The organism is Stutzerimonas azotifigens (assembly GCF_013522725.1).
Classification (GTDB): domain Bacteria; phylum Pseudomonadota; class Gammaproteobacteria; order Pseudomonadales; family Pseudomonadaceae; genus Stutzerimonas; species Stutzerimonas azotifigens_A.
In genome coordinates this window covers 455,375-478,017 of the sequence record NZ_JAAMRF010000001.1, presented here as the reverse complement: position 1 = coordinate 478,017, position 22,643 = coordinate 455,375, and the positions used below count along the sequence as shown (strand labels likewise).

Genomic DNA, 22,643 nt, shown 5'->3' with positions numbered 1-22,643 from the left:
ATGAGCGATCAGGACAACACGCCGGAAATCGTCGAAGAGATCACCCAGTCAGGCGGCAGCCTGGCACTGCCTGGGCAGACGCTCCCCGAGCGCGTCTACATCATCCCGATCCATAACCGCCCCTTTTTTCCGGCACAGGTGCTGCCGATCATCGTCAACGAAGATCCCTGGGCGGAAACCCTCGAACTGGTTTCCAAGACGCCACACCAGCGCCTGGCTCTGTTCTATATGGACAGCCCGACCGAAGATAGCAGCAGCTTCGACCCGAACAGTCTGCCCCAACACGGCACCCTGGTTCGGGTCCACCACGCCACCCGCGAAGGCGGCAAGCTGCAGTTCGTCGCCCAGGGCCTGACCCGCGTACGCGTGCGCGGCTGGCTGCGTCGCAAGCCGCCTTACCTCGCCGAGGTCGATTACCCGCAGAGCGAAGACGACCCGCGCGACGAGGTCAAGGCCTACGGGATGGCGCTGATCAACGCCATCAAGGAGCTGCTGCCGCTCAATCCGCTCTATAGCGAGGAATTGAAGAACTACCTCAATCGCTTCAGCCCCAACGACCCCTCGCCGCTGGCCGACTTCGCCGCGGCGCTGACCACTGCGCCAGGACTGGAACTGCAGGAAGTGCTCGACTGCGTGCCGATGCTCAAGCGCATGGAAAAGGTCCTGCCGCTGCTGCGCAAGGAAGTCGAGGTCGCCAAACTGCAGAAAGAACTCACCGGTGAGGTGAACCGCAAGATCGGCGAGCGCCAGCGCGAATTCTTCCTCAAGGAACAGCTCAAGATCATCCAGCGCGAACTGGGCATCACCAAGGACGACAAGAGCGCCGACGCCGACGAATTCCGCGCCCGGCTGGTCGGCAAGACCTTGCCCGCCCCGGTGCAGAAGCGTATCGACGAGGAGCTCGGCAAGCTGTCCATCCTCGAAACGGGTTCGCCTGAATACGCCGTCACCCGCAATTACCTCGACTGGGCCACCGCCCTGCCCTGGGGCGTCTACGGCGAAGACAAGCTCGATCTCAAGCGCGCCCGCAAGGTGCTGGATCAGCATCATGCCGGGCTCGACGACATCAAGAGCCGCATCCTCGAGTTTCTCGCCGTAGGCGCCTTCAAGGGCGAGATCGCCGGTTCCATCGTCCTGCTGGTCGGCCCGCCCGGCGTCGGCAAGACCAGCATCGGCAAATCGATTGCCGAATCGCTCGGCCGCCCGTTCTATCGCTTCAGCGTGGGCGGCATGCGCGACGAGGCCGAGATCAAGGGCCACCGACGCACCTACATCGGCGCGATGCCCGGCAAGCTGGTGCAGGCGCTCAAGGACGTGGAGGTGATGAACCCGGTGATCATGCTCGACGAGATCGACAAGCTCGGCGCCAGCTACCAGGGCGACCCGGCGTCGGCCCTGCTCGAGACCCTCGATCCGGAGCAGAACGTCGAGTTTCTCGACCACTACCTGGACCTGCGCCTGGACCTGTCCAAAGTGCTGTTCGTCTGCACCGCCAACACCCTGGACTCCATCCCCGGCCCGCTCCTGGACCGCATGGAGGTGATTCGCCTTTCCGGCTACATCGCCGAGGAAAAACTGGCCATCGCCAAGCGTCACCTGTGGCCGAAGCTGCTGGAGAAGACCGGCGTACCGAAGCAGCGGCTATCGTTGAGCGACAGCGCCCTGAAGGCGGTGATCGACGGCTATGCCCGCGAAGCGGGCGTGCGTCAGCTCGAGAAACAGCTGGGCAAGCTGGTGCGTAAAAGCGTCGTGCAGCTGTTGGAAGACCCGGAGCGCACGATCAGGATCGGGCCGAAGGATCTGGACGACTACCTCGGCAAACCGGTGTTCCGCAGCGAACAGGTGCTCTCGGGCGTCGGCGTCATCACCGGGCTGGCCTGGACCAGCATGGGCGGCGCGACGCTGCCGATCGAGGCCACCCGCATCCACACCCTCAACCGTGGCTTCAAGCTGACCGGCAAGCTCGGCGACGTGATGAAGGAGTCGGCGGAAATCGCCTACAGCTACGTCAGCTCGCACCTGAAGGAATTCAAGGGCGATCCGCAGTTCTTCGACGAGGCCTTCGTTCACCTGCACGTGCCCGAAGGCGCCACGCCCAAGGACGGTCCGAGTGCTGGCATCACCATGGCCAGCGCCCTGCTTTCTCTGGCCCGCGGCCAAGCGCCGAAGAAAGGCGTGGCCATGACCGGCGAGCTGACCTTGACCGGACAGGTGCTGCCGATCGGCGGGGTGCGCGAGAAGGTCATCGCGGCACGTCGGCAGAAAATCTTCGAACTGATCCTGCCCGAGCCCAACCGGGGGGACTTCGAAGAGCTGCCCGATTACCTCAAGGAAGGCCTCACGGTGCATTTCGCTCGGCGTTTCGCCGACGTCGCCAAGCTGCTGTTCTAACCGCGCTTCATTGGCATGCCGCAGCCCGCGCCTGGGCCTTTGTGCCCGGGCGGGCTATCCTTGCGGTTCGTTTTACGGATCGGTCACGCCCATGCTTTCGGTTCCTCGCCTCATCCTGCCCGCCTCGCTGGTACTGCTCGCCGCCTGTTCGAGCACCCCGCCCAGCAGTGTCTCGCTCAAAGACGATCGCAGCTGCCCGCTGAGCCTGCACAACGGTCAGATGCTGATCGTCAGTCTGCCCAGCAACCCCACCAGCGGTTACCGCTGGAACCTGCAGGACGCAGCACCCGCTCAGCTCAAGAGCCTCGGACCCGAAGTGTTCAGCTCACCGGACAAGGACGTGATCGGCGGCGAAGGGCTCTCCACGTGGCGCTTCCAGGTGCAGGGTAGCGGCACAGGCAGGCTGTACCTGGCCTACCAGCAACCCTGGGACGCCGCCGCCGAACCGGCCGGATTGTTCGACTGCCGCATCGAGGTGCGCTGACGCGCTGTACGCGCCGCCCTCTGCGTTTCCGCTACAATGCCGGCCCTTTTCGCCGCATCGCCAAACGCCGTGAGCCACGATCCCGATCATCTGTTCGCCAAGCCCCTGCCCCACGTACCGGACTTCGTGTTCAACGAAGATGTGGTGCGCGTGTTCCCGGACATGATCAAGCGCTCGGTGCCGGGTTACCCGACCATCGTCGAGAACATCGGCGTGCTCGCCGCGCAATTCGCCCAGCCCGACAGCTGCCTGTACGACCTCGGCTGCTCGCTGGGCGCGGTCACCCAGGCGCTGCGCCGCCACGTGAAGGCTGACAACTGCCGGGTGATCGCGGTGGACAATTCGGCCGCGATGACCACGCGCTGCAACGAATACCTGCATGCGCAGGATTCGATGTTCCAGGAGCTGCTGCCGGTCAGCGTGATCGAGGCAGACATCCTGACCCTGGAGTTCCAGCCCGCCTCGCTGGTCGCCCTCAACTTCACCCTGCAATTCATCCCGCCCGAGCAACGCCCGGCACTGCTGACGCGCATCCGCCAGGCCCTGCTGCCAGGCGGCGCGCTGATCCTGTCGGAGAAGCTGCGCTTCGAGGATGAGCAGGAGCACGCCTTGCTCACCGACCTGCACGTCGCCTTCAAGCGCGCCAATGGCTACAGCGAGCTGGAAATCGCCCAGAAACGCAGCGCCATCGAGAACGTGATGAAGCCCGACAGCCTGCAAACCCACCGCCAGCGCCTGCTCGACGCCGGCTTTTCCAAGGTGGTGCCCTGGTTCCAGTGCCTGAATTTCGCCTCTCTGATTGCCCTGCCATGAATCTCGATCTTTCCTCACTGGCCTGGCGCCTGGCCGGTACTCCCCTGGCCGCCTGGGCCAACGGCCTGCAGCAACAACTCGACGCCAAGCTGGAGATCGGTCACGGCGACCTGCCGCGCTGGCAACGCGCCGTCGACGCCCTGCCCGACCTGACGCCGACCGATGTCCGCCTGGATCAGGGCGTTCGCCTGAGCGCTGCTGGCCAAGAACAGCTCCATGGGCAGACGCTCGAAGCCCTGCGCGGGCTGATCCCCTGGCGCAAGGGCCCGTTCGAGATCTTCGGCGTGCCGGTGGATACTGAATGGCGCTCGGACTGGAAATGGTCCCGTGTCGCCCCGCATCTGGATCTGTCCGGCAAGCGCATCCTCGATGTCGGCTGCGGCAACGGCTACTACATGTGGCGCATGCTGGGTGCCGGCGCCCACAGCGTGGTCGGCATCGATCCCAACTGGCTGTTCTTTTGCCAGTTCCAGGCGATCAAGCGCTACCTGCCGGAGCATCCCGCCTGGCATTTACCGCTGGGCATCGAAGAGCTGCCCGCCAGGCTCGAAGGCTTCGACACGGTGTTCTCCATGGGCGTGCTCTATCACCGCCGCTCCCCCATCGATCATTTGCTCGATCTGCGCGACTGCCTGGTCAAAGGCGGCGAGCTGGTTCTCGAGACTCTGGTAGTCGAGGGCGATGAGCACACCGCCCTGGTGCCGGAAGACCGCTACGCGCAGATGCGAAATGTCTGGTTCCTGCCCTCCGTACCGGCGCTGGAGCTATGGCTGCGGCGGGCAGGCTTCGTCGATGTACGCTGCGTGGACGTCAGTCTCACCAGCACCGAGGAGCAGCGCAGCACCGAATGGATGCGCTACCAGTCGCTTCCGGACTTCCTCGATCCGCAAGATCCGAGCAAGACCCTCGAGGGGCTGCCGGCGCCGATGCGCGCAGTGATCGTCGCCCGCAAGCCCTGAGATCAGGCGAAAGGGCCTCGGCGAGAGACGTGGCACGCAACGATTTCCTGTAGCGGTCGCCGAGCTCCCTGCATCACCTCCTCGCGAACCGAGCCCAGGCGCGCCTGTCCTCGTGCCTCCAGCGCGATCAAACGACGCAACCGGCGTCGCCAGCGCCAGGCCCAGAGCCAGTCGGCGACACGCCGTTGCAGCCCCAGGGGCCACATCGCCGGCAGGTAGAAGTCCGGCATAAAGTCCCGATCGTTCCGCCCATGTCTAGCCCGTGTCTTCCGTTCCGAAGTCTTCATGACGCAGCCTCCGTTACCGGGTACGCCTGATTGCGCCCCTGGAGACAGAATGAAAGTGATGCAGTGTTCATTCAAACGACTAAACTACAATCGTCGATTAAGAAAAATTGAACGGTAGACATGAACGACGCGAGCTTCTCGGTGCAGCATTCGCCGCTGCCGTTGCTGGAAAGCGACCAGCTGCGAACCTTCATTGCCATTGCCGAGACCGGCAGTTTCACCCGCGCCGCCGGGCAGATCTTCCGCACCACCTCCGCAGTGAGCATGCAGATCAAACGGCTGGAGCAAACGCTGGGCCACAGCCTGTTCGTTCGTGAAGCGCGCCAGGTGCGCCTCACGCCCGAAGGCGAGACGCTGCTCGGCTATGCCAGACGTCTGCTGAAACTGAACGAGGAAGCGGTGGCGCATTTCGTGCGCGCCCCGATCAAGGGGCTCGTGCGTTTCGGCACTCCGTCGGACGTCGGCTCGCAAATCCTGCCGGGCATCCTCGCGCTGTTCGCCCGAAGCCACCCGGGAATACAGGTGGAGGTTTCGGCCGGACGCAGCATCGAGCTGCTCGAGCGCCTGGACGATGGCGAGCTGGACCTGACGCTGATCAGTATCGGCAACGCGGGGCAGGACGAGGCACGAGGCGAATTGATCCACTCCGAACCGCTGGTATGGGCCGGGCGTGACGGTGGCCTGGCCGTCGAGCGCTCACCGCTGCCGTTGGCCCTGTCCAGTCAGGATTGCCGCTGGCGCCGCACTGCACTCGATGCGCTCGACCGGATGGGCAAGCCCTACCGGATCGCCTACAGCAGTGAATATTGCGCCGGGCAGGCTGCGGCGATGCTCGCCGACCTGGCGATAGCGCCCTTCCCGCTGAGCCTGGTCCAACCTCCGCTCAGGCAGTTGGGCGCTCAGCATGGCCTGCCCGAACTGGGCCAGTGTCATATCAAGCTGGTGCGCAGCAGCAACCGCGGCAGCGCGGTCGAGGCCCTTGCCCTGCAAATTGCCGCGGCGTTTCGCGCACCACGAAGGTGAGCACCCAGCCCCTCAGTGACGCGAGGTGCTGACGATCAGGTGCTTCATTTCCTTGACCGCCTGCTTGAAACCGACGAACAGGGCATGGGCAACGATGGCATGACCGATGTTCAGCTCGTGGATCCCTTTGATCGCCGCCACCGCCTGGGTGTTGTGGTAGTGCAGGCCATGGCCCGCATTGACGATCAATCCGAGCTCGTTGCCTAGCGCCACGCCTCGACGGATGCGCTCGAGCTCCTCGGCCTGCTTGGCCGGCGTTTCGGCATCGGCATAACGGCCGGTGTGCAGCTCGATGGCCGGCGCGCCGATCCGCCGCGCAGCCTCGATCTGCTCGGGTTCGGCGTCGATGAACAGCGAGACTTCGCTGCCGAGCCGGCTCAAGCGCTCCACCGCCGTGCGGATACGCGCTTCCTGGCCGGCAACATCCAGTCCGCCTTCCGTGGTCAGTTCCTGGCGGGTTTCCGGGACCAGACAGATGTGCTCGGGGCGGATGCTTTCGGCGAACTTGAGCATCGCGTCGGTAACGCCCATCTCGAAGTTCATCCGGGTCTGCAGCGCGTCCTTCATCATCCGTACGTCGCGCTCCTGGATGTGGCGACGATCTTCGCGCAGGTGAAGGGTGATGCCGTCGGCCCCGGCCTCCTCGGCATCCAGCGCCGCCTTGAGCGGGTCCGGGTAACGGGTGCCGCGCGCCTGGCGCAGGGTGGCGACGTGATCGATGTTGACGCCAAGCAGAATACGACTGGATTCAGCCACGGGTAGGCTCCTTGAGGTTCATGAACAGCTCGCGGCTGACCAGCGGTCGGCCGCCTAAGTGAGGGGCGAGGGCCTGTCGCATCAGGCGTTTGGCCGCGGCCAGCGCACCGGGCGATTGCCAGTCGGCCTCGGCCATCGCCAACAGTTCGGCGCCCTGAAACAGCCCGGGTTGAAACTGCCCGACCGGCTCCAACCCCGCATCCGGCATCAGCCGATAGAGCCCGTCCGCAGCGACGGGCTGCCCCTGAATATCGTGGTCCAGCGCAAAGCCGTACCCGAGTTCGGACAACAATCGCCACTCGAACGCTCGCAGCAAAGGCTCCAGCGGACGCTTGGCCGCCAACGCCGGCAGCGTCGCCGCATAGTGCTCGAACAGATCGGGGTGAGCGTCTTCGGCGGGCAGCAGCCGAATCAGCAGCTCGTTGAGGTAGAGCCCGCTGAACAGCGCATCGCCATCGAGCCAGTGAGCGAGCCCTACACCTTCCAGGCGCGCCAAGGTCTTCAGCTCGCTGCGGCCGCGCAACTCCACTTCCAGCGGCACGAACGGCCGCGCCAGACTGCCGGCCCTGCCCCGTGCGCTGCGCAGCACGGCGCGCAGGCGCCCCTGGGGCGTGAACAGGTCGACCAGGGCGCTGCTTTCCTTGTAGGGACGGCTATGCAGGACAAAAGCGGCTTGAGCGGTCATGGCAGCTCATCGGCAATGACGCGGGAACGGTGCCGCAACGGTGCGGCCCGGCAATCAACTGTCGCGGTAACCGAGCGAGTGCAACGCGCGCTCGTCGTCGGACCAGCCGCCCTTCACCTTGACCCAGAGGTTGAGCATGACCTTGGAGTCGAACAGCACCTCCATGTCCTTGCGCGCTTCCTGGCCGATGCGTTTGATGCGCTCGCCCTTGTCGCCGATGATGATCTTCTTCTGACCGTCGCGCTCGACCAGGATCAGGGCATGGATGTGCAGCACCCGGCCCTCCTGCTTGAAATCTTCGATCTCGACGGTGATCTGGTAAGGCACTTCGGCGCCGAGCTGGCGCATGATCTTCTCGCGCACCAGTTCGGCAGCGAGGAACCGGCTGCTGCGGTCGGTGATCTGGTCTTCCGGGAAGAAATGCTCGCCTTCGGGCAAGCGTTCGGCCACCAGTCGCTCGAGGGTGTCGAGGTTGTGGCCGTGCTGGGCGGAGATCGGCACGATCTCGGCGTTCGGCAACTGCTGCGCGAGCCACTCGAGGTGCGGCATCAGCTCGCCCTTGTCCTCGACGCGGTCGGTCTTGTTGACCGCCAGGATCACGGGGCCCTGCACGTACTGGACGCGCTCGAGCACCAGTTGGTCCTCGTCGGTCCAGCGGGTACGGTCGACCACGAAGATCACTACATCGACGTCCTTCAGTGCCGAGGACGCGGTGCGGTTCATGTAACGATTGAGCGCCGTCTCGCCGTTCTTGTGCAGCCCAGGCGTGTCGACGTAGACGGCCTGGATCGCGCTCTCGGTCTTGATGCCGAGCATGTTGTGACGGGTGGTCTGCGGCTTGCGCGAGGTGATCGCCAGCTTCTGTCCAAGGATGTGGTTGAGCAGGGTCGACTTGCCGACGTTCGGCCGCCCGACGATCGCCACATACCCACAGCGGCTCACCGCGCCCTCTTCATTCATTTCCGTTCTCCACGCCAAGGGCGATCAATGCGGCTGCCGCGGCAACCTGTTCGGCGATCCGCCGGCTGGCGCCCCGCCCTTGTGTCGTCTCGTTGAGCAACGCCACCTGGCACTGGACGAAGAAGGTCCGGCAATGTGGCTCACCCTGGATATCCACCACTTCGTAGCGCGGCAGCTCGCAGGCGCGCGATTGCAGAAACTCTTGCAGGCGCGTCTTCGGATCCTTGTTGGTATCGACCAGCGTCAGGCTCTGCAGCTCGTTTTCCAGCCAAGCCAGCACCCGCTCGCGCGCGGCGTCGATGCCGGCATCCAGGTAGATCGCCCCAATCAGGGCCTCCAGCGCATCGGCCAGAATCGACTCACGGCGAAAGCCGCCGCTCTTCAGCTCGCCTGAACCCAGACGCAGGTAGTCGCCGAGCTCGAAACCGCGCGCCAGGATTGCAAGCGTTTCGCCTTTGACCAGGCGCGCGCGCAGCCGTGAAAGCTGCCCTTCACGTGCCTGGGGGAAGTGATTGAACAGGGCTTCGCCAGCGACGAAGTTGAGAATGGCATCGCCGAGAAACTCCAGGCGCTCATTGTTGCGCCCGGCATAACTGCGATGAGTGAGAGCCAGGAGCATCAACTCCTGGTCCTTGAATTGGTAACCGAGCTTGCGCTCCAGGCGGGCTAACGAAGTGCTCACGGCATCCTTAAACGATATTCTTTGTCGAAGCGCGCAACGAGGTCCAGGTTGCGGATCATCGGCTCACGCTTCTCGTAATTCAGGTGCGCCTTGAACTCGTTGTTCTCGACTTCCACCTTGAGCACGTCTCTGACTTTCAGGTCGCGGACGCCATTGACCTGCATCCCTTTTTCCACATGACTATAAAAGTCGCGAACACTGCGGATGTCCAGCGCCTTGTCGGTTTCCACCGAGCTGATGATCTTGTCCATCGACATGTAGTCGAAGTAATGCGGCATCATCTTGAAAGCCGTGCTTGCGACGAACGCAACCACCGCCAGCAGCATGACCCAGCCCAGCATGGACATCCCTTTCTGAGAACGCGCGAAACTCATTTCGACCTCAACGTCTTGCAGTACCCACCGATCGGGGCTCGACAAATATAGCGGCCTGCGCAAAGCGAAGACGGCGGCAATTCACAGCTTTAGTGAATCAGCCCCACGCGTGAGAAGTTCGGCAGGTTGCTGAACTTCGGATCGGGCCAGCTCATCCATACGGCGAATGCCTTGCCGACGATATTGCGGTCGGGGACCATACCGGCCAGGTTCGCCGGAATGCCCGGATCCTGCCAATAGCGGCTGTCGTTCGAGTTGTCGCGGTTGTCGCCCATCATGAAGTAATGCCCATCCGGCACGGTCCACTGGCGCCCGGGCTCGACCCGATAGCGACCCATCTCTTTGCGGATCTGGTGCTCGACCTCGCCCAACTGCTCGTTGTAAAGCGCCGCGCTGCCAAGGCTGCCCGGCTCCTCACCGATCAGGGTTTCCGCCACCGATTGATCATTGATGAACAAACGCTTGTCGCTGCTGTAGCGGATGACATCTCCAGGCAACCCGACCACACGTTTGATGTAGTTGACATTAGGGTCGCTGGGGTAACGGAACACCATCACGTCGCCACGCGCTGGATCGCTTACGTCGATGATCTTGGTATCGATCACAGGTAGGCGAATACCGTAGGCAAACTTGTTGACGAGGATGAAGTCGCCGACTTCCAGCGTCGGTTTCATCGAGCCAGACGGGATCTGGAACGGCTCGACCAGAAACGAGCGCAACACCAGCACGATCGCCAATACTGGAAAGAACGATTTGCCGTACTCGATCAGCAAAGGTTCCTTGTTCAGCGCGTCCAGCGTGCTCTGGTCGGTCTCCCCTACTCGTCCTTCGTAGGCAGCGATCGCCCTGCGGCGGCGTGGCGCCAGTACCAGCAGATCGATGAGCGCCAGCGCACCACTGACCGCCACGGCGATGACCAGCAACAACGGGAAATTGATCGACATATCAGCTATCTACCTTCAGCACCGCCAGGAACGCTTCCTGGGGGATTTCGACGTTGCCAACCTGCTTCATGCGCTTCTTACCGGCCTTCTGTTTTTCCAACAACTTGCGCTTACGGCTAACGTCACCGCCGTAACACTTGGCCAGAACGTTTTTGCGCAGTGCCTTGACGGTGCTTCGCGCGACGATCTGACCACCGAGCGCAGCCTGAATGGCGACATCAAACATCTGCCGTGGGATCAGCTCCTTCATCTTCTCGACAAGGATGCGCCCTTTGTAGTGTGCGTTGTCGCGATGAACGATCAGCGCCAGTGCGTCGACCTTGTCACCGTTGATCAGGATGTCGAGCCGAGTCAGGTTGGCTGACTGGAAGCATTCGAAGCTGTAGTCCAGCGAGGCGTAGCCACGACTGACAGACTTGAGGCGATCGAAGAAGTCGAGCACCACTTCGCTCATTGGCAAGTCATAGCGCACCTGGACTTGCGAGCCTAGGAACTGGAGGTCTCGCTGAACGCCGCGTTTCTCGATGCACAGGGTGATGACACTGCCCAGGTGCTCCTGGGGCACCAGGATATTGGCGCGCACGATGGGCTCGCGCATGTCCTCGATCGCGGACATGTCCGGCAGCTTGGAGGGGCTATCGACGTAGATGGTCTCGCCGTTCTTGAGCAACAGCTCATAGACCACGGTCGGCGCAGTGGTGATCAGATCCAGATCGTATTCGCGCTCGAGGCGCTCCTGGATGATCTCCATGTGCAGCATGCCGAGGAAGCCGATGCGGAAGCCGAAGCCCAATGCGTCAGAGCTTTCGGGCTCATACTGCAATGCCGCATCGTTGAGCGTCAGCTTTTGCAGCGCCTCGCGGAAATCTTCGAAATCGTCTGAGCTGACTGGGAACAGTCCCGCGTAGACCTGCGGTTTTACCCGTTTGAAACCAGGCAGCATCTCGACATCGGGCGTGCTCGACAACGTCAAGGTATCGCCAACCGGCGCACCGAGGATGTCCTTGATGCCAGCAATGATGAAACCCACTTCGCCGGCCTTCAGATCGGCCGTGCTGGTGTGCTTAGGGTTGAACACGCCGACGCTGTCGACCTGATGCACCTTGCCGGTGGACTTGACCAGGACCTTGTCGCCCTTCTTGATCCGGCCATGACGAACACGGACCAACGAGACCACACCAAGATAGTTATCGAACCAGGAGTCGATGATCAGTGCCTGCAGCGGCGCTTCGATTTCGCCCGTCGGCGGCGGGATGACGGCTACCAGACGCTCAAGCACATCGTCCACGCCCATCCCGCTCTTGGCGCTGCAGGCAACGGCGTCGGTGGCGTCGATGCCGATGATGTGCTCGATCTCGCCCTTCACCTTGTCGGGATCAGCCTGGGGAAGGTCCATCTTGTTCAGGACTGGCATCACTTCCAGCCCCTGCTCGATAGCCGTGTAACAGTTAGCAACGGACTGGGCTTCGACGCCCTGCCCCGCATCGACGACCAGCAACGCGCCTTCACAGGCGGCCAATGAACGGCTCACCTCATAGGTGAAGTCCACGTGACCGGGGGTGTCGATGAAATTCAACTGATAGGTGATGCCATCTTTCGCCTTGTAATAGAGCGTGACGCTGTGCGCCTTGATGGTAATGCCTCGTTCCCGCTCCAGATCCATCGAGTCGAGGACCTGAGACGCCATTTCGCGCTCGGTCAGGCCACCACACATCTGGATGAAGCGGTCCGCCAAGGTCGACTTGCCGTGATCAATGTGCGCGATGATGGAAAAATTGCGGATATGACTCAGGTCACTCACAGCTCAACACTCGAAATGCCGCAGGCCGATTGCCTGCCGAAAATAGCCGACAAGTGTACTCGAACGCCTAAGCAAGCGCCACGCCGGCCATACGACCGGCCTTTATTGGGATAGTGACCGAACAGCCGCCCACCCCTGCGCCTAGCTCTCAATCGGTGAGTTTGAAAGTAATGAAACTCGCACGCCCTTGGCGCAGCACCCGCATGGAGACCGAGCGGTGCTTCGGCAGTTCTTCGGCGACCTGGGTAAAAGTGCGAACCGAATTGATCGCATGGTTATTCAGGTGCGTGATGATGTCGCCAGGACGCAATCCGATCATCGCCGCGGGACCGTTGATGATTTCACTGATCACAACGCCGCTTTGCAGATCCCATTCCTGCTTCTGCTCAGGGGTAAGCTCGTTAACCCGCACGCCCAATCGCTTGCTGCCCTGGTCAATCTCCATTTCCGGCTCGGCAGCGGAGGCCAGCTCCTGACCTTGCTCCGGCAGCGTACCGACGGCGACCTCCAGCGTCGTTCGGCTGCCTTCGCGAACAACCTCCAATCGAGCCAACTTCCCAGGACGCAAGGCACCGATCTGGTGAGGCAGATCCGCAGCCATGCTGATCGGTTGGCCATTGACACTGAGGATCACGTCACCGACTCGCACACCACCCTTGGCCGCCGGACCGTTTTCCAGCACCTGGGCAACCAACGCGCCAGCCGGGCGCTCAAGCCCGAACGACTCGGCGAGCTCCCTGTTCACCTCCTGAATCGCTACGCCCAGCCAACCCCGACTGACCTTGCCTTCGGTACGCAGCTGATCGGCAACATCCAACGCCACGTCGATCGGTATGGCGAACGACAGCCCCATGAAGCCACCGGAGCGGGTAAATATCTGAGAGTTGATGCCAACAACCTCGCCGGCCAGGTTGAATAACGGGCCTCCAGAATTACCCGGATTGATCGCGACATCGGTCTGGATGAACGGCACGTAGCTTTCAGCCGAGAGACTGCGGCCGGTTGCGCTTACCACCCCGGCAGTGACAGAGCGATCAAAACCGAACGGAGAGCCTATCGCCAGCACCCATTCGCCCGCCTTCAACTCGCTGGATTTGCCCAGCGTGACGGCAGGCAAATCCTGGCCTTCTACTTTCAGCAGCGCGATGTCGGCGCGTGGATCGGCGCCCACCACCTTCGCCTGCAGCTCCCGCCGATCAGTCATCCGCACCATGATTTCCGTCGCGTCGGCAACCACATGGTTATTGGTCAACACATAACCGTCGCTGGAAATGATGAAACCCGAGCCCAGCGACTGAGCCTCGCGCTGACGTCCGCGATCAGGCTGGCCAGGATTTTGCGGAATGCTGCGTTCGAAGAACTCCCGAAAAAAAGGTGGCAGCCCTTCCAGCTCCGGCATAGGAACTCTACCTGCACGCGAAGTGACTGCCTGTCTGGCGCTGATGTTGACGACGGCCGGAGAGGCCCGCTCGACCAGAGGGGTGAAATCTGGAAGCGCCGCCCGCACCACTAGCACCTGGCTCAATAAAAGCAACCCGGTAAAACGGGCGGCAAGACGGGTCCGGTTCAACATGCAGGGTCTCCCCAAGAACGACAGGTTAAAGAGCCCTTTCGAGAGGCACCGATGTTGTGCGTAGAACGACGGGGCGCAGCTGCGGGTCATGCCCAAGGCGGCTGTTGCGCCTCCAAACGCTAAACCATGCCAGCGCAAAGCCACCCAAGCCACAGAAAATCACAGCGGGCTCGCCAAATGAAAGATAGGAAGCGAGAAATGCCGATGCGAACAACACCAGCAAGGGAAAGAGGTATACCGATGCAGCGGCTTTGAGCAGTGTCGCCTCAGGGAGGCCGATAACGACCTGATCCCCCACATCAAGAACCAGATCTGACGACGCGAATACCCGATGACGCCGCTCGCGAACACCGAGCCGATCCATCAAGCCCTGGCCGCATCCGCTGCGGACCGAACAGCCAGAGCACGTGCTTTTTTGCAGAGGCTCGACCCATGCGCCCTCCGCCTCGAGCGCCACCACCCGGCCCCGCTCTTCGATCATCGCTGCGCCTGGGCGGCACCTGCCCTCATCGACAAGGCTACGCGCTCGGCGGTTCCCGGCGGAATCTCACCGACCACAGTCACCATCACATCGCCTTCGGCGGCAGTGATGCGCTTGGATACCGCAACGGTCGGACCCATTTGGCTGCGAGCGTCTTCTACGACTTCACCCTTGAGCGGCTCGATGAACACCGAAAAACTCGCCAGACCATCGCTGTAGGCCAACCAGGAAACCGATTCATCCGACGCAGGACTCGGCCGCACATCGGCCTTGGTCAGGCGAAAGCCCGCCGGCAACCAATCCGAGCGCCAATTGGTTTCCAGCTGCTGATCCAGCTGAGTCGAAGGTGCCACCGTAGCGCACGCCATCGAAGGCGTGAGATCGCTGTCAGAAACGTCACCGGTATCGAGATGAGCGAACTGGAAGCGCTCGAGCAATTGCCCCCGCTCACTCAGAAGCAGGGACTTGAGGGGCAACGCGGTTTCACGATCGAGATGGAGTTCGAATCCATAGCGATGCTGATCGCGCGGCAAGATGGCCAGCGCGACCGCCTCGCGGCCGGCGACGCGTGAATCGCCGATCACACGGAATTCGTACCACTCGGAAAGCGCGTGCGTATCGAAGCTTTGTTCATGCCACGCCTTGCCGCCGGAGAACTGCCCGGCCAGCTCGGTGCTCAGGCATTTGAGCTCACCATTCACGCGAACGACTTCGGACGCCGGCCCATCGAGCTGCAGCATCCGCTCACGCACGACATCGCCGTCCACCCCTTGCCACACGGCATGGCTGGAGAAGGCTCCGTTGCGTTCGTAGACGAAGATTCCGGAATAGCTCTGAGTGTGCTCGGTCTTGGCCAGACGGCTCATCCACTCATCGGCATCAGCAGCAAGGGCCGGCATCGATAGCCAGCCCCCGAGCACCACATACAGCGGTAGGACGCGCATGTTTCTCCCTAGCGTTTAGCGTTCTTCCATGCTGGCGGCGCGAGCGAACGGAAGGGCACTGTCCGACCCACCGCTGAAAGCGGCCTGCTGCGCGTGCTGACGCACGAACGACGGCAGACGCTGCTCATGCCAACCTTCAGCAGGAGCGGCTTGCGCATCGCCTGCTTCGCTCTGACCTTCGCTGTAACCAGCCAGTACGGCCGGACCTTGAGCCTGGCTCGCCTGCGGCACACTGATAACCGGCGCAGGCGCCTGCTGTGCCAACTGCTGACCCGACAGATCGTTCTGGTTGTACAGACGAACACCTGCCAGAACTGCCACTGTCACCGAGGCAGCAACAGCCAGACGGCCCATGCTGCGCCATGGCGAGCGCTGAGCCTTGACCACCGGAGCGGCCTCGTCGGCAATCGCGGCGGATACGGCCGCTGCGATATCCAGACGCGGATCGATCAGTTCCTTGTGCAGTGCGGCACGGGCAACTTGATAGCGCGACCAGGTGGATCGCATTTCGTCTTCACCGCTGGCGGCGAGCACACGACGTATTTCCAACTCGTCCGCTTCGTTATCCATCACCGCGGACAGCGATTCATGCAGGGCTTCACGACTCATGGCGGTTCCTCTCTTGGCTGTCGCCGCTGTCTCAGGATTCATGCAACAAGGGTTGCAATGCTTTATCGATGGCTTCCCGCGCCCGGAAGATCCGGGAGCGCACGGTCCCCACCGGACACTGCATGACGCTCGCAATGTCTTCATAACTAAGACCATCGAACTCGCGCAATGTTAGAGCGGTGCGCAAATCTTCAGGCAATTGCTGGATGGTTCGATGAACGGTGCCTTCGATTTCATCCCTGAGCAAAGACCGCTCCGGCGACTCGATGTCCTTGAGCGCGTGATCGCCCTCATAGAACTCGGCATCTTCGGAACTCACATCGTTATCTGGGGGCCGCCTTCCGCGGGCCACCAGATGATTCTTCGCCGTGTTGATGGCGATGCGGTACAGCCACGTATAGAACGCACTGTCACCACGGAAATTCGCAAGTGCACGGTAGGCCTTGATAAACGCCTCTTGAGCCACATCCTGGGCTTCATGGGAATCATGCACGAACCGTACGATCAACCCTAGAATCTTGTGCTGGTATTTCATGACCAGCAGATCAAAAGCCCGCTTATCCCCACGCTGCACTCGTTCGACCAGTTGCTGGTCCTGCTCCTGGGTTAGCATGAACACTCCTTGGAAAGATCGAAGGGGTGTCGCTTAAACCAGCGAACCGACCTGCCAGAATAGACCCGGGCTTTACGCAAAAGTTCTCCCCTCCTAGCAAGCTGTCATGCGAAGCGATCAACGGTATCGCTTACATAAATAAGACGCCGGTACGGCGTGCGGGCATCCAACGACACCCATAGCGCACCCTGGCCGCCTATCTTGGAATAGCCAGCCAGGCTGCTTATATAACTTTCTATTGAGCCGCATGCGCAGGAAAAGTTCCACGCAGGCAGCCAGTGAACCGGATAGCGGGGCAGCATATGTCGCGCGAAGCCCCCAGCGCAAACCCGCAAGCCGCCCCGAGCCATCCCTATTCTTGCACCCGCCTCCCCCCGATATACTCGCCTGCTCGCTTTCAGGGATTCGACATGAGCCAACTCTTCGAACACGACGTCCTGGTCATAGGCAGCGGAGCGGCCGGACTGACGCTGGCACTGAACCTGCCGGAGGACATGAGCATCGCGGTGATCAGCAAGGGCGAACTGGCCAATGGTTCGACCTATTGGGCCCAAGGGGGCGTGGCCGCCGTACTGGACACCCGCGATACGGTCGAGTCCCATGTCGCCGACACGCTGAATGCCGGCGGAGGATTGTGCCGCGAAGAAGCCGTACGTTTCACTGTCGAACACAGCCGGGAGGCGATCGACTGGCTGATCGAGCAAGGCGTGCCCTTCACCCGCGACGACAGCGCCGCCCTCGAAGACGGCGGGTTCGAGTTTCATCTCACCCGCGAAGGCGGGCACAGCCACCGACGGATCATCCATGCCGCCGACGCTACCGGCGCGGCCATCTTCAACACGCTGCTGGTCAAGGCACGGCAAAAGCCGAATATCCAACTAATGCAGCAACGCGTTGCGGTGGACCTGATCACCGAACGGAAGCTCGGTCGCAGCAGCCAGCGCTGCCTCGGCGCCTATGTACTCAACCGCGTGACGGGAGACGTCGACACCCATCAGGCGCGCTTCGTGGTGCTGGCATCCGGTGGCGCAGCGAAGGTCTACCTCTACACCAGCAATCCCGACGGCGCCTGCGGCGACGGGATCGCCATGGCCTGGCGCGCCGGATGCCGGGTAGGCAATCTGGAGTTCAACCAATTCCATCCCACCTGCCTGTACCACCCCCAGGCCAAGAGCTTTCTTGTCACCGAAGCCCTGCGCGGCGAAGGGGCGCTGCTCAAGCTGCCTGACGGCGAACGCTTCATGGCCCGTTTCGATCCCCGCGCCGAACTGGCGCCACGCGACATCGTCGCGCGGGCCATCGACCATGAAATGAAGCGCCTGGGCATCGACTGCGTCTACCTGGACATCAGCCACAAGCCCGCAGATTTCGTGAAGTCGCACTTTCCCACCGTTTACGAGCGCTGCCTCGATTTCGGAATCGACATCACACAACAGCCGATACCGGTGGTCCCGGCTGCCCACTACACCTGTGGCGGCGTGCTCGTCGACAGCCACGGCCGCACCGATGTGCCCGGCCTGTACGCCATTGGCGAAACCAGTTTCACCGGACTGCACGGCGCCAACCGGATGGCCAGCAATTCGCTGCTCGAATGCTTCGTCTACGCCCGCTCGGCGGCCGAAGACATCCTGCGCGAGCGCGCGTTAATCGCCGAACCCGTCGACCTGCCGGCCTGGGACTCGAGCCAGGTAACCGATTCGGACGAAGACGTGATCATCGCCCACAACTGGGACGAATTGCGGCGATTCATGTGGGACTACGTGGGGATCGTGCGCACCAACAAACGTCTGCAACGCGCCCAGCACCGGGTGCGCCTGTTGCTCAGCGAGATCGACGAGTTCTACAGCAACTATAAAGTCAGCCGCGATCTGATCGAGCTGCGCAACCTGGCCCTGGTAGCCGATCTGATGATCCGTTCGGCGATGGCACGCAAGGAATCCAGAGGCCTGCACTATACGCTCGACTATCCCGAGCAACTGTCCGAGGCGCTGGACACTATTCTGGTGCCGCCCACCTTCGTCGACTGAACTTCAACCGCAGGCGGAGCCTGCGGTGCTGATCCCGAGGCAGCGCGTCGCGAGGAATGCAGACGCTACAGGCGAAACGCTGGCCCTCGACCCGAAAGCGCAGAACGATGGCAAGCGGCAGCGCCAGGCTGTCACGTCGAAGCTGCACCCGTTGCCAGCCGGCTCGCTCATTCCACAGCTGCCAGCCGCCTGCGTCATGGCGTAGCGCGCGCCAGGCCTTTCGATGGGACAACAGAATCTGCCGCGGCAAGGTCCAGCCGGCATGCGCGATGCAGCCCGCCAGCCCGAGCAGCTTGACCCCCAGCGGCGCAGACACGACCAGAAGCGTCAGTAACGCCAGCGACTGGCCCAGCAGATACAGCGCCAGCAAGCGCGTCGACGGCTTCCATTGGCAGACGAAGGGATCACTTGGGTTGGACACGGTCGAGAATCATGCGAACCATGCGCTTGAGATCCTCGTCCTCGGGCTCGTCGCGCTCCATGAACCAACCGAACATGTCCTGATCCTCGCAGGCGAGCAGCTTGCGGTAGCGCGCCTGGTCGTCGGCATCGAGATCGGCGTAAACCTCCCTGACGAAGGGCACCAGCAGCACATCGAGCTCGAGCATGCCGCGGCGGCTGTGCCAGAACAGACGATTGAGTTCGGTTTGGTCGACCATGGGACAGCTCCAGGAAAGCGGGTCGGCATTATAACGGCGTGCCGTCGAGCGGCACCATCGGCCAAGCGCTCGCTCGCGATCTTGCACGGCGGGCCTGCTATGATGGCCCTCCGCACCTACACGGCGATCGAGCATGACCGACACAGCTTTTTTCTGCGCCCTGTCGCACGAAGGCGTCCTAGCCGTTCGCGGCGTCGATGCCAGCAAATTTCTGCAAGGCCAGCTGACCTGCAACCTCAACTATATCGACGCGGAGCACGCCTCATTGGGCGCACGCTGCACACCCAAGGGGCGCATGGTTTCGAGCTTTCGCCTGCTCGCCGAAACCGATGGCTACCTGCTCGCGATGGCGCAGGAGCTGCTCGAGCCGCAACTGAGCGACCTGAAGAAATATGCGGCGTTTTCCAAATCCACCCTCTCTGACGAAAGCGCACGCTGGATTCGCTTCGGCCTGCACCGCGGTGACGGTGTCCTGCTGAGCCTGGGACTGGATCTGCCGCAGGAGCCTGGCCGGGTAGTTCACGCCAACGACCTGATCGCCATAAGGCTGCCAGGCGGCAACTGCGAGCTTTGGGCCGACGCCGAAAACGCCGAATCACTGACTTGCCGGCTCGACGCACAGCTTCGCCAAGCGCCCCTGAACGATTGGTTGCTGGAGCAGGTACGGGCAGGGGTTGGCCAGGTATTCGGCTCGACGCGCGAGCTGTTCATCCCGCAGATGATCAACCTCCAGGCATTGGGCGGCGTCAGCTTCAAAAAAGGTTGCTACACCGGCCAGGAGATCGTGGCGCGCATGCAGTACCTGGGCAAGCTCAAACGGCGGCTGTTTCGCCTGGCCAGCGACAGCTCAGACGAGCATGACCTGCCTGCCCCTGGAGTCGACCTTTATTCACCCGTTCACAGTTCCAGCGTCGGCGAGGTCGTGCTCGCCGCGAAGGCGACCGAAGGTGTGGAACTGCTCGCCGTACTGCAGGAAGATGCGGCCGCCGATGGTCGGGTATTTCTGGGTTCACCGGACGGCCTGCCACTGACCCTGCTGCCGCTCCCTTATTCGCTGGATTCGGACCGCGAAATCCAGCGCTAGCTTTCACGAACGCCTACCAGGCATAACCGGCTCAAAAGGAAATGACATGAGTACCCTTGCCGAAAACGTCCAACATCAACTGATCCAGGCGATCGAGAACGACGAACTGGTGCTGCCCACCCTGCCTGAAGTGGCTCTGCGCGTACGCGAAGCAGCGGAAGACCCGAACATCAGCATTCCCAACCTGTGCAAGGTGATCGGCAACGACGCCGCCCTTACCGCCCGCATCATCAAGGTCGTCAACAGTCCCTTGCTGCGCTCGAACAAGGAGATCAACGATCTGCAGATGGCGGTTGGCCGCCTGGGCATCAACTACACTTGCAACCTGGCTACCGGCCTTGCGATGGAACAGATGTTCCAGGCCACAACCGACGTGGTCGATCGCAAGATGCGAGAAGTCTGGAACAAAAGCACGGAGGTCGCCGCGATCTGCCATGTGCTCTGCCGCCATTACACACGCCTGGCGCCGGATCAGGCGACGCTGGCAGGACTGGTACACCAGATCGGCGTCCTGCCGATTCTCACCTATGCCGAGGAGCACAGCGAACTGCTGTCCGACTCCATCAGCCTCAACCACGTGATCGACAAGATCCACCCGATCATTGGCGAAAGGATCCTGCGTGCCTGGGAATTCCCCGAGCCGATCGCCAAGGTTCCCGGTGAGTACGTGGACTTCTCCCGGGATTCGGCCAAGGCCGACTACGTGGACATCGTTCAGGTAGCGACGCTACAGAGCTACCTGGGTACCGGGCATCCCTACACCCAGCTGGACTGGAACCAGATTCCTTCGTTCGCCAAACTGGGCATCGATCCGAACTCCCTGGTGGACGAGGATGAAGACCTCTCCGCCGCCATGGACGCGGCCATGAGCATGCTGCAGTAAGCCCCTCCGGGCCGGCGCTCGCCGGCCCAATCCTACCGTTCGCCGGACCCTGCTGAACCCTTATTTGTGGCACCAGTCACAAAATGGACGGCGCCTTCGCCGTACTCGCTTGCATGCCACCAGGCCCACCTGGCCAGTCATTGCAGTTTCGTCAGCAGAGGAAGGAAAACGACATGAACGCTAAAACAAAAGCTTTTTTCAGCGGCACGATGGCCGTGCTGTTCGGCATGGCCGCCAACTTGGCGCTCGCAGCCGAGGGCGACAACTTCGTTGACGAAGCATCGGCCAAAGGCATGGCGGAAATCGAAACCGCCAGGCTGGCGCTGGAAAAAGGCACAGCCGAAGACATCCGGACGTTCGCCCAGCAGATGATCGACGACCACACCAAGGCCAACCAAGAGCTGGCCCAGCTGGCCGGTGAAAAGAATTTGGAAATGTCCGATGAAGCGACCTTGATGGACAAGGCCAAAGCGATGATTTTGCAGATGCGCGATGGCGAAAACTTCGACCAGGCCTATGCGAACAACCAGGTCGTCGCTCACGAACAGACCATCGAGCTGTATCGTGACTACATCCAGGGTGGTGAGAACGCCGACCTCAAGCGTTATGCCGAGCAGACCCTGCCGACCCTGGAACAGCATCTGGAGCATGCCCGCAAGCTTCAGGCCCAACACGGCAAGCAATAAGGATTGATGACCGGTGCCGCAATCTGCGGCACCGGACTACACCTCGGCCGGCAAGCTCCAGTCGATCGGCGTCAGGCCGTTCTGCTTGAGAAACTGGTTGGCACGGCTGAAGTGCCCATTTCCCAGGAAGCCCCGATGCGCCGATAACGGCGAGGGATGGGCGGACTTCAGCATCAGGTGGCGGGTAGGATCGATCAGCGGAGCCTTGCTCTGCGCATGAGCCCCCCAGAGCATGAACACCAGGTGAGGCCTTTGCTGCACCACCACCTCAATGATCCGATCGGTGAATCGCTGCCATCCGGCCTTGGCATGCGAGCCGGCATTACCCTGCTCGACGGTCAGCGAAGTGTTCAACATCAGCACCCCCTGGTCGGCCCAGGACTGCAGGTAGCCATGGGCCGGAATGTCGAGATTCAGGTCGCGCTTGAGTTCCTTGAAGATGTTCTGCAACGAAGGCGGCGGGGCAACGCCCGGCTGCACTGAAAAGCACAGCCCGTGGGCCTGCCCAGGGCCGTGGTATGGATCCTGGCCGAGGATCACCACCTTCACCTGATCGAGCGGCGTGGAATTGAGCGCGTTGAATATCAGCGGGCCAGGCGGATAAATCACCTTCCCTGCAGCTTTTTCGCGTCGCAAAAAATCCTTCAGTTGCAGCATGTAGGGCTGCTGAAACTCTTCCTGCAGAGCGGTTTTCCAGCCCGGCTCCAGCTTGATGCGATCGTCTTGAGTCATCCGAAATCTCGATTGGCGGCTGCCGCACCCTAGAAAAGCACGGCCAGGGTGTCAATCTGCATCGTCACAAGGGAGCCGCCAATCAATTGCGTGAAATGTGAACTCCGTCGCCCCCTCTAGACCAATAGACGATGCCCCATGGAGCGATGCGCGCGTAGAAAACAGCGTGGGTTCTTATAAAAACAACAAGGAA

At 61.9% G+C, this 22,643-nt stretch carries 25 protein-coding genes; 9 read left to right on the top strand and 16 right to left on the bottom strand.

Going from position 1 to position 22,643, the window contains the following annotated elements:
• From lon to cmoB, 4 genes are all read left to right on the top strand, one after another.
• Positions 1–2,391 carry an endopeptidase La gene (gene lon, locus G7026_RS02290; RefSeq protein WP_181069020.1) on the top strand — a complete coding sequence of 797 codons (2,391 nt, stop codon included), beginning with the start codon at positions 1–3 and terminating at the stop codon, positions 2,389–2,391.
• 91 nt (positions 2,392–2,482) lie between these two features.
• Complete coding sequence (locus tag G7026_RS02285; RefSeq protein ID WP_181069019.1) at positions 2,483–2,875, top strand: protease inhibitor I42 family protein; 393 nt, start codon at positions 2,483–2,485, stop codon at positions 2,873–2,875.
• A 69-nt stretch (positions 2,876–2,944) separates the two neighbouring features.
• Positions 2,945–3,688: a carboxy-S-adenosyl-L-methionine synthase CmoA gene (gene cmoA, locus G7026_RS02280; RefSeq protein WP_308811746.1), complete on the top strand. Its 744-nt coding sequence runs from the start codon at positions 2,945–2,947 to the stop codon at positions 3,686–3,688.
• Entirely contained in the window at positions 3,685–4,647 is a 963-nt protein-coding gene (gene cmoB, locus G7026_RS02275; protein WP_181069017.1) for a tRNA 5-methoxyuridine(34)/uridine 5-oxyacetic acid(34) synthase CmoB, read from the top strand. Before cmoA ends, cmoB begins: the two co-directional genes overlap by 4 nt.
• A 2-nt stretch (positions 4,648–4,649) precedes the next feature.
• Here the strand turns inward: cmoB and G7026_RS02270 are convergent, their stop codons facing one another.
• Entirely contained in the window at positions 4,650–4,877 is a 228-nt protein-coding gene (locus tag G7026_RS02270) for a hypothetical protein (protein WP_181069016.1), read from the bottom strand.
• 177 nt (positions 4,878–5,054) lie between these two features.
• On the opposite strand from G7026_RS02270, the gene G7026_RS02265 reads away from it, so the two are divergent.
• The gene (locus G7026_RS02265; protein ID WP_181069015.1) at positions 5,055–5,957 is read left to right on the top strand and encodes a LysR family transcriptional regulator; all 903 of its coding nucleotides are present in this window, start codon (positions 5,055–5,057) and stop codon (positions 5,955–5,957) included.
• 12 nt (positions 5,958–5,969) lie between these two features.
• Here the strand turns inward: G7026_RS02265 and pdxJ are convergent, their stop codons facing one another.
• The 12 genes from pdxJ to rpoE form a co-directional block, all read right to left on the bottom strand.
• A complete protein-coding gene (gene pdxJ / locus G7026_RS02260; protein WP_181069014.1) occupies positions 5,970–6,713 on the bottom strand; it encodes a pyridoxine 5'-phosphate synthase in 744 nt (247 codons plus the stop codon).
• A complete protein-coding gene (recO, locus tag G7026_RS02255; RefSeq protein ID WP_181069013.1) occupies positions 6,706–7,398 on the bottom strand; it encodes a DNA repair protein RecO in 693 nt (230 codons plus the stop codon). The genes pdxJ and recO overlap by 8 nt, the downstream gene beginning before the upstream one ends.
• 54 nt (positions 7,399–7,452) lie before the next feature.
• Entirely contained in the window at positions 7,453–8,358 is a 906-nt protein-coding gene (gene era, locus G7026_RS02250) for a GTPase Era (RefSeq protein ID WP_181069012.1), read from the bottom strand.
• A complete protein-coding gene (gene rnc / locus G7026_RS02245; RefSeq protein ID WP_181069011.1) occupies positions 8,351–9,040 on the bottom strand; it encodes a ribonuclease III in 690 nt (229 codons plus the stop codon). The genes era and rnc overlap by 8 nt, the downstream gene beginning before the upstream one ends.
• Entirely contained in the window at positions 9,037–9,414 is a 378-nt protein-coding gene (locus G7026_RS02240; RefSeq protein ID WP_181069010.1) for a DUF4845 domain-containing protein, read from the bottom strand. Before G7026_RS02240 ends, rnc begins: the two co-directional genes overlap by 4 nt.
• An 89-nt stretch (positions 9,415–9,503) precedes the next feature.
• The gene (gene lepB, locus G7026_RS02235; RefSeq protein ID WP_181069009.1) at positions 9,504–10,358 is read right to left on the bottom strand and encodes a signal peptidase I; all 855 of its coding nucleotides are present in this window, start codon (positions 10,356–10,358) and stop codon (positions 9,504–9,506) included.
• 1 nt (position 10,359) lies between these two features.
• Entirely contained in the window at positions 10,360–12,159 is a 1,800-nt protein-coding gene (gene lepA / locus G7026_RS02230) for a translation elongation factor 4 (protein WP_181069008.1), read from the bottom strand.
• Positions 12,160–12,307: 148 nt separating this feature from the next.
• Positions 12,308–13,732: a DegQ family serine endoprotease gene (locus G7026_RS02225; RefSeq protein WP_181069007.1), complete on the bottom strand. Its 1,425-nt coding sequence runs from the start codon at positions 13,730–13,732 to the stop codon at positions 12,308–12,310.
• 25 nt (positions 13,733–13,757) lie between these two features.
• Positions 13,758–14,213, bottom strand: coding sequence for a SoxR reducing system RseC family protein (locus G7026_RS02220; RefSeq protein ID WP_181069006.1), 456 nt, complete (start codon positions 14,211–14,213; stop codon positions 13,758–13,760).
• Complete coding sequence (locus G7026_RS02215; protein ID WP_181069005.1) at positions 14,210–15,157, bottom strand: MucB/RseB C-terminal domain-containing protein; 948 nt, start codon at positions 15,155–15,157, stop codon at positions 14,210–14,212. Before G7026_RS02215 ends, G7026_RS02220 begins: the two co-directional genes overlap by 4 nt.
• Before the next feature lie 15 nt (positions 15,158–15,172).
• Positions 15,173–15,766 carry an RseA family anti-sigma factor gene (locus tag G7026_RS02210; RefSeq protein WP_181069004.1) on the bottom strand — a complete coding sequence of 198 codons (594 nt, stop codon included), beginning with the start codon at positions 15,764–15,766 and terminating at the stop codon, positions 15,173–15,175.
• 31 nt (positions 15,767–15,797) lie between these two features.
• On the bottom strand, positions 15,798–16,379 hold the full coding sequence (gene rpoE / locus G7026_RS02205) for an RNA polymerase sigma factor RpoE (RefSeq protein ID WP_138408179.1): 582 nt from the start codon (positions 16,377–16,379) through the stop codon (positions 15,798–15,800).
• Between the two features lie 410 nt (positions 16,380–16,789).
• Between rpoE and nadB the strand changes: the two genes are divergently transcribed.
• Positions 16,790–18,406, top strand: a complete 1,617-nt coding sequence (gene nadB / locus G7026_RS02200) for an L-aspartate oxidase (RefSeq protein ID WP_181069003.1) — start codon at positions 16,790–16,792, stop codon at positions 18,404–18,406.
• Here the strand turns inward: nadB and G7026_RS02195 are convergent.
• Together G7026_RS02195 and G7026_RS02190 are read right to left on the bottom strand one after the other, a co-directional pair.
• Positions 18,375–18,827, bottom strand: a complete 453-nt coding sequence (locus tag G7026_RS02195) for a protein YgfX (RefSeq protein ID WP_181069002.1) — start codon at positions 18,825–18,827, stop codon at positions 18,375–18,377. The genes nadB and G7026_RS02195 overlap by 32 nt on opposite strands.
• Positions 18,811–19,065, bottom strand: a complete 255-nt coding sequence (locus tag G7026_RS02190) for an FAD assembly factor SdhE (RefSeq protein ID WP_181069001.1) — start codon at positions 19,063–19,065, stop codon at positions 18,811–18,813. The genes G7026_RS02195 and G7026_RS02190 overlap by 17 nt, the downstream gene beginning before the upstream one ends.
• A 133-nt stretch (positions 19,066–19,198) precedes the next feature.
• Here G7026_RS02190 and ygfZ point away from each other — a divergent pair, with 133 nt between their 5' ends.
• The 3 genes from ygfZ to G7026_RS02175 all read left to right on the top strand — a co-directional run bounded on the left by ygfZ (position 19,199) and on the right by G7026_RS02175 (position 21,718).
• Entirely contained in the window at positions 19,199–20,149 is a 951-nt protein-coding gene (gene ygfZ, locus G7026_RS02185; RefSeq protein WP_181069000.1) for a CAF17-like 4Fe-4S cluster assembly/insertion protein YgfZ, read from the top strand.
• A 46-nt stretch (positions 20,150–20,195) separates the two neighbouring features.
• A complete protein-coding gene (locus tag G7026_RS02180) occupies positions 20,196–21,032 on the top strand; it encodes an HDOD domain-containing protein (RefSeq protein WP_181068999.1) in 837 nt (278 codons plus the stop codon).
• 173 nt (positions 21,033–21,205) lie between these two features.
• On the top strand, positions 21,206–21,718 hold the full coding sequence (locus tag G7026_RS02175) for a DUF4142 domain-containing protein (protein ID WP_181068998.1): 513 nt from the start codon (positions 21,206–21,208) through the stop codon (positions 21,716–21,718).
• A 36-nt stretch (positions 21,719–21,754) separates the two neighbouring features.
• On the opposite strand, the gene ung is transcribed toward G7026_RS02175, so the two are convergent.
• Complete coding sequence (gene ung / locus G7026_RS02170; protein WP_181068997.1) at positions 21,755–22,450, bottom strand: uracil-DNA glycosylase; 696 nt, start codon at positions 22,448–22,450, stop codon at positions 21,755–21,757.
• Between the last annotated feature and the right edge of the window lie 193 nt (positions 22,451–22,643).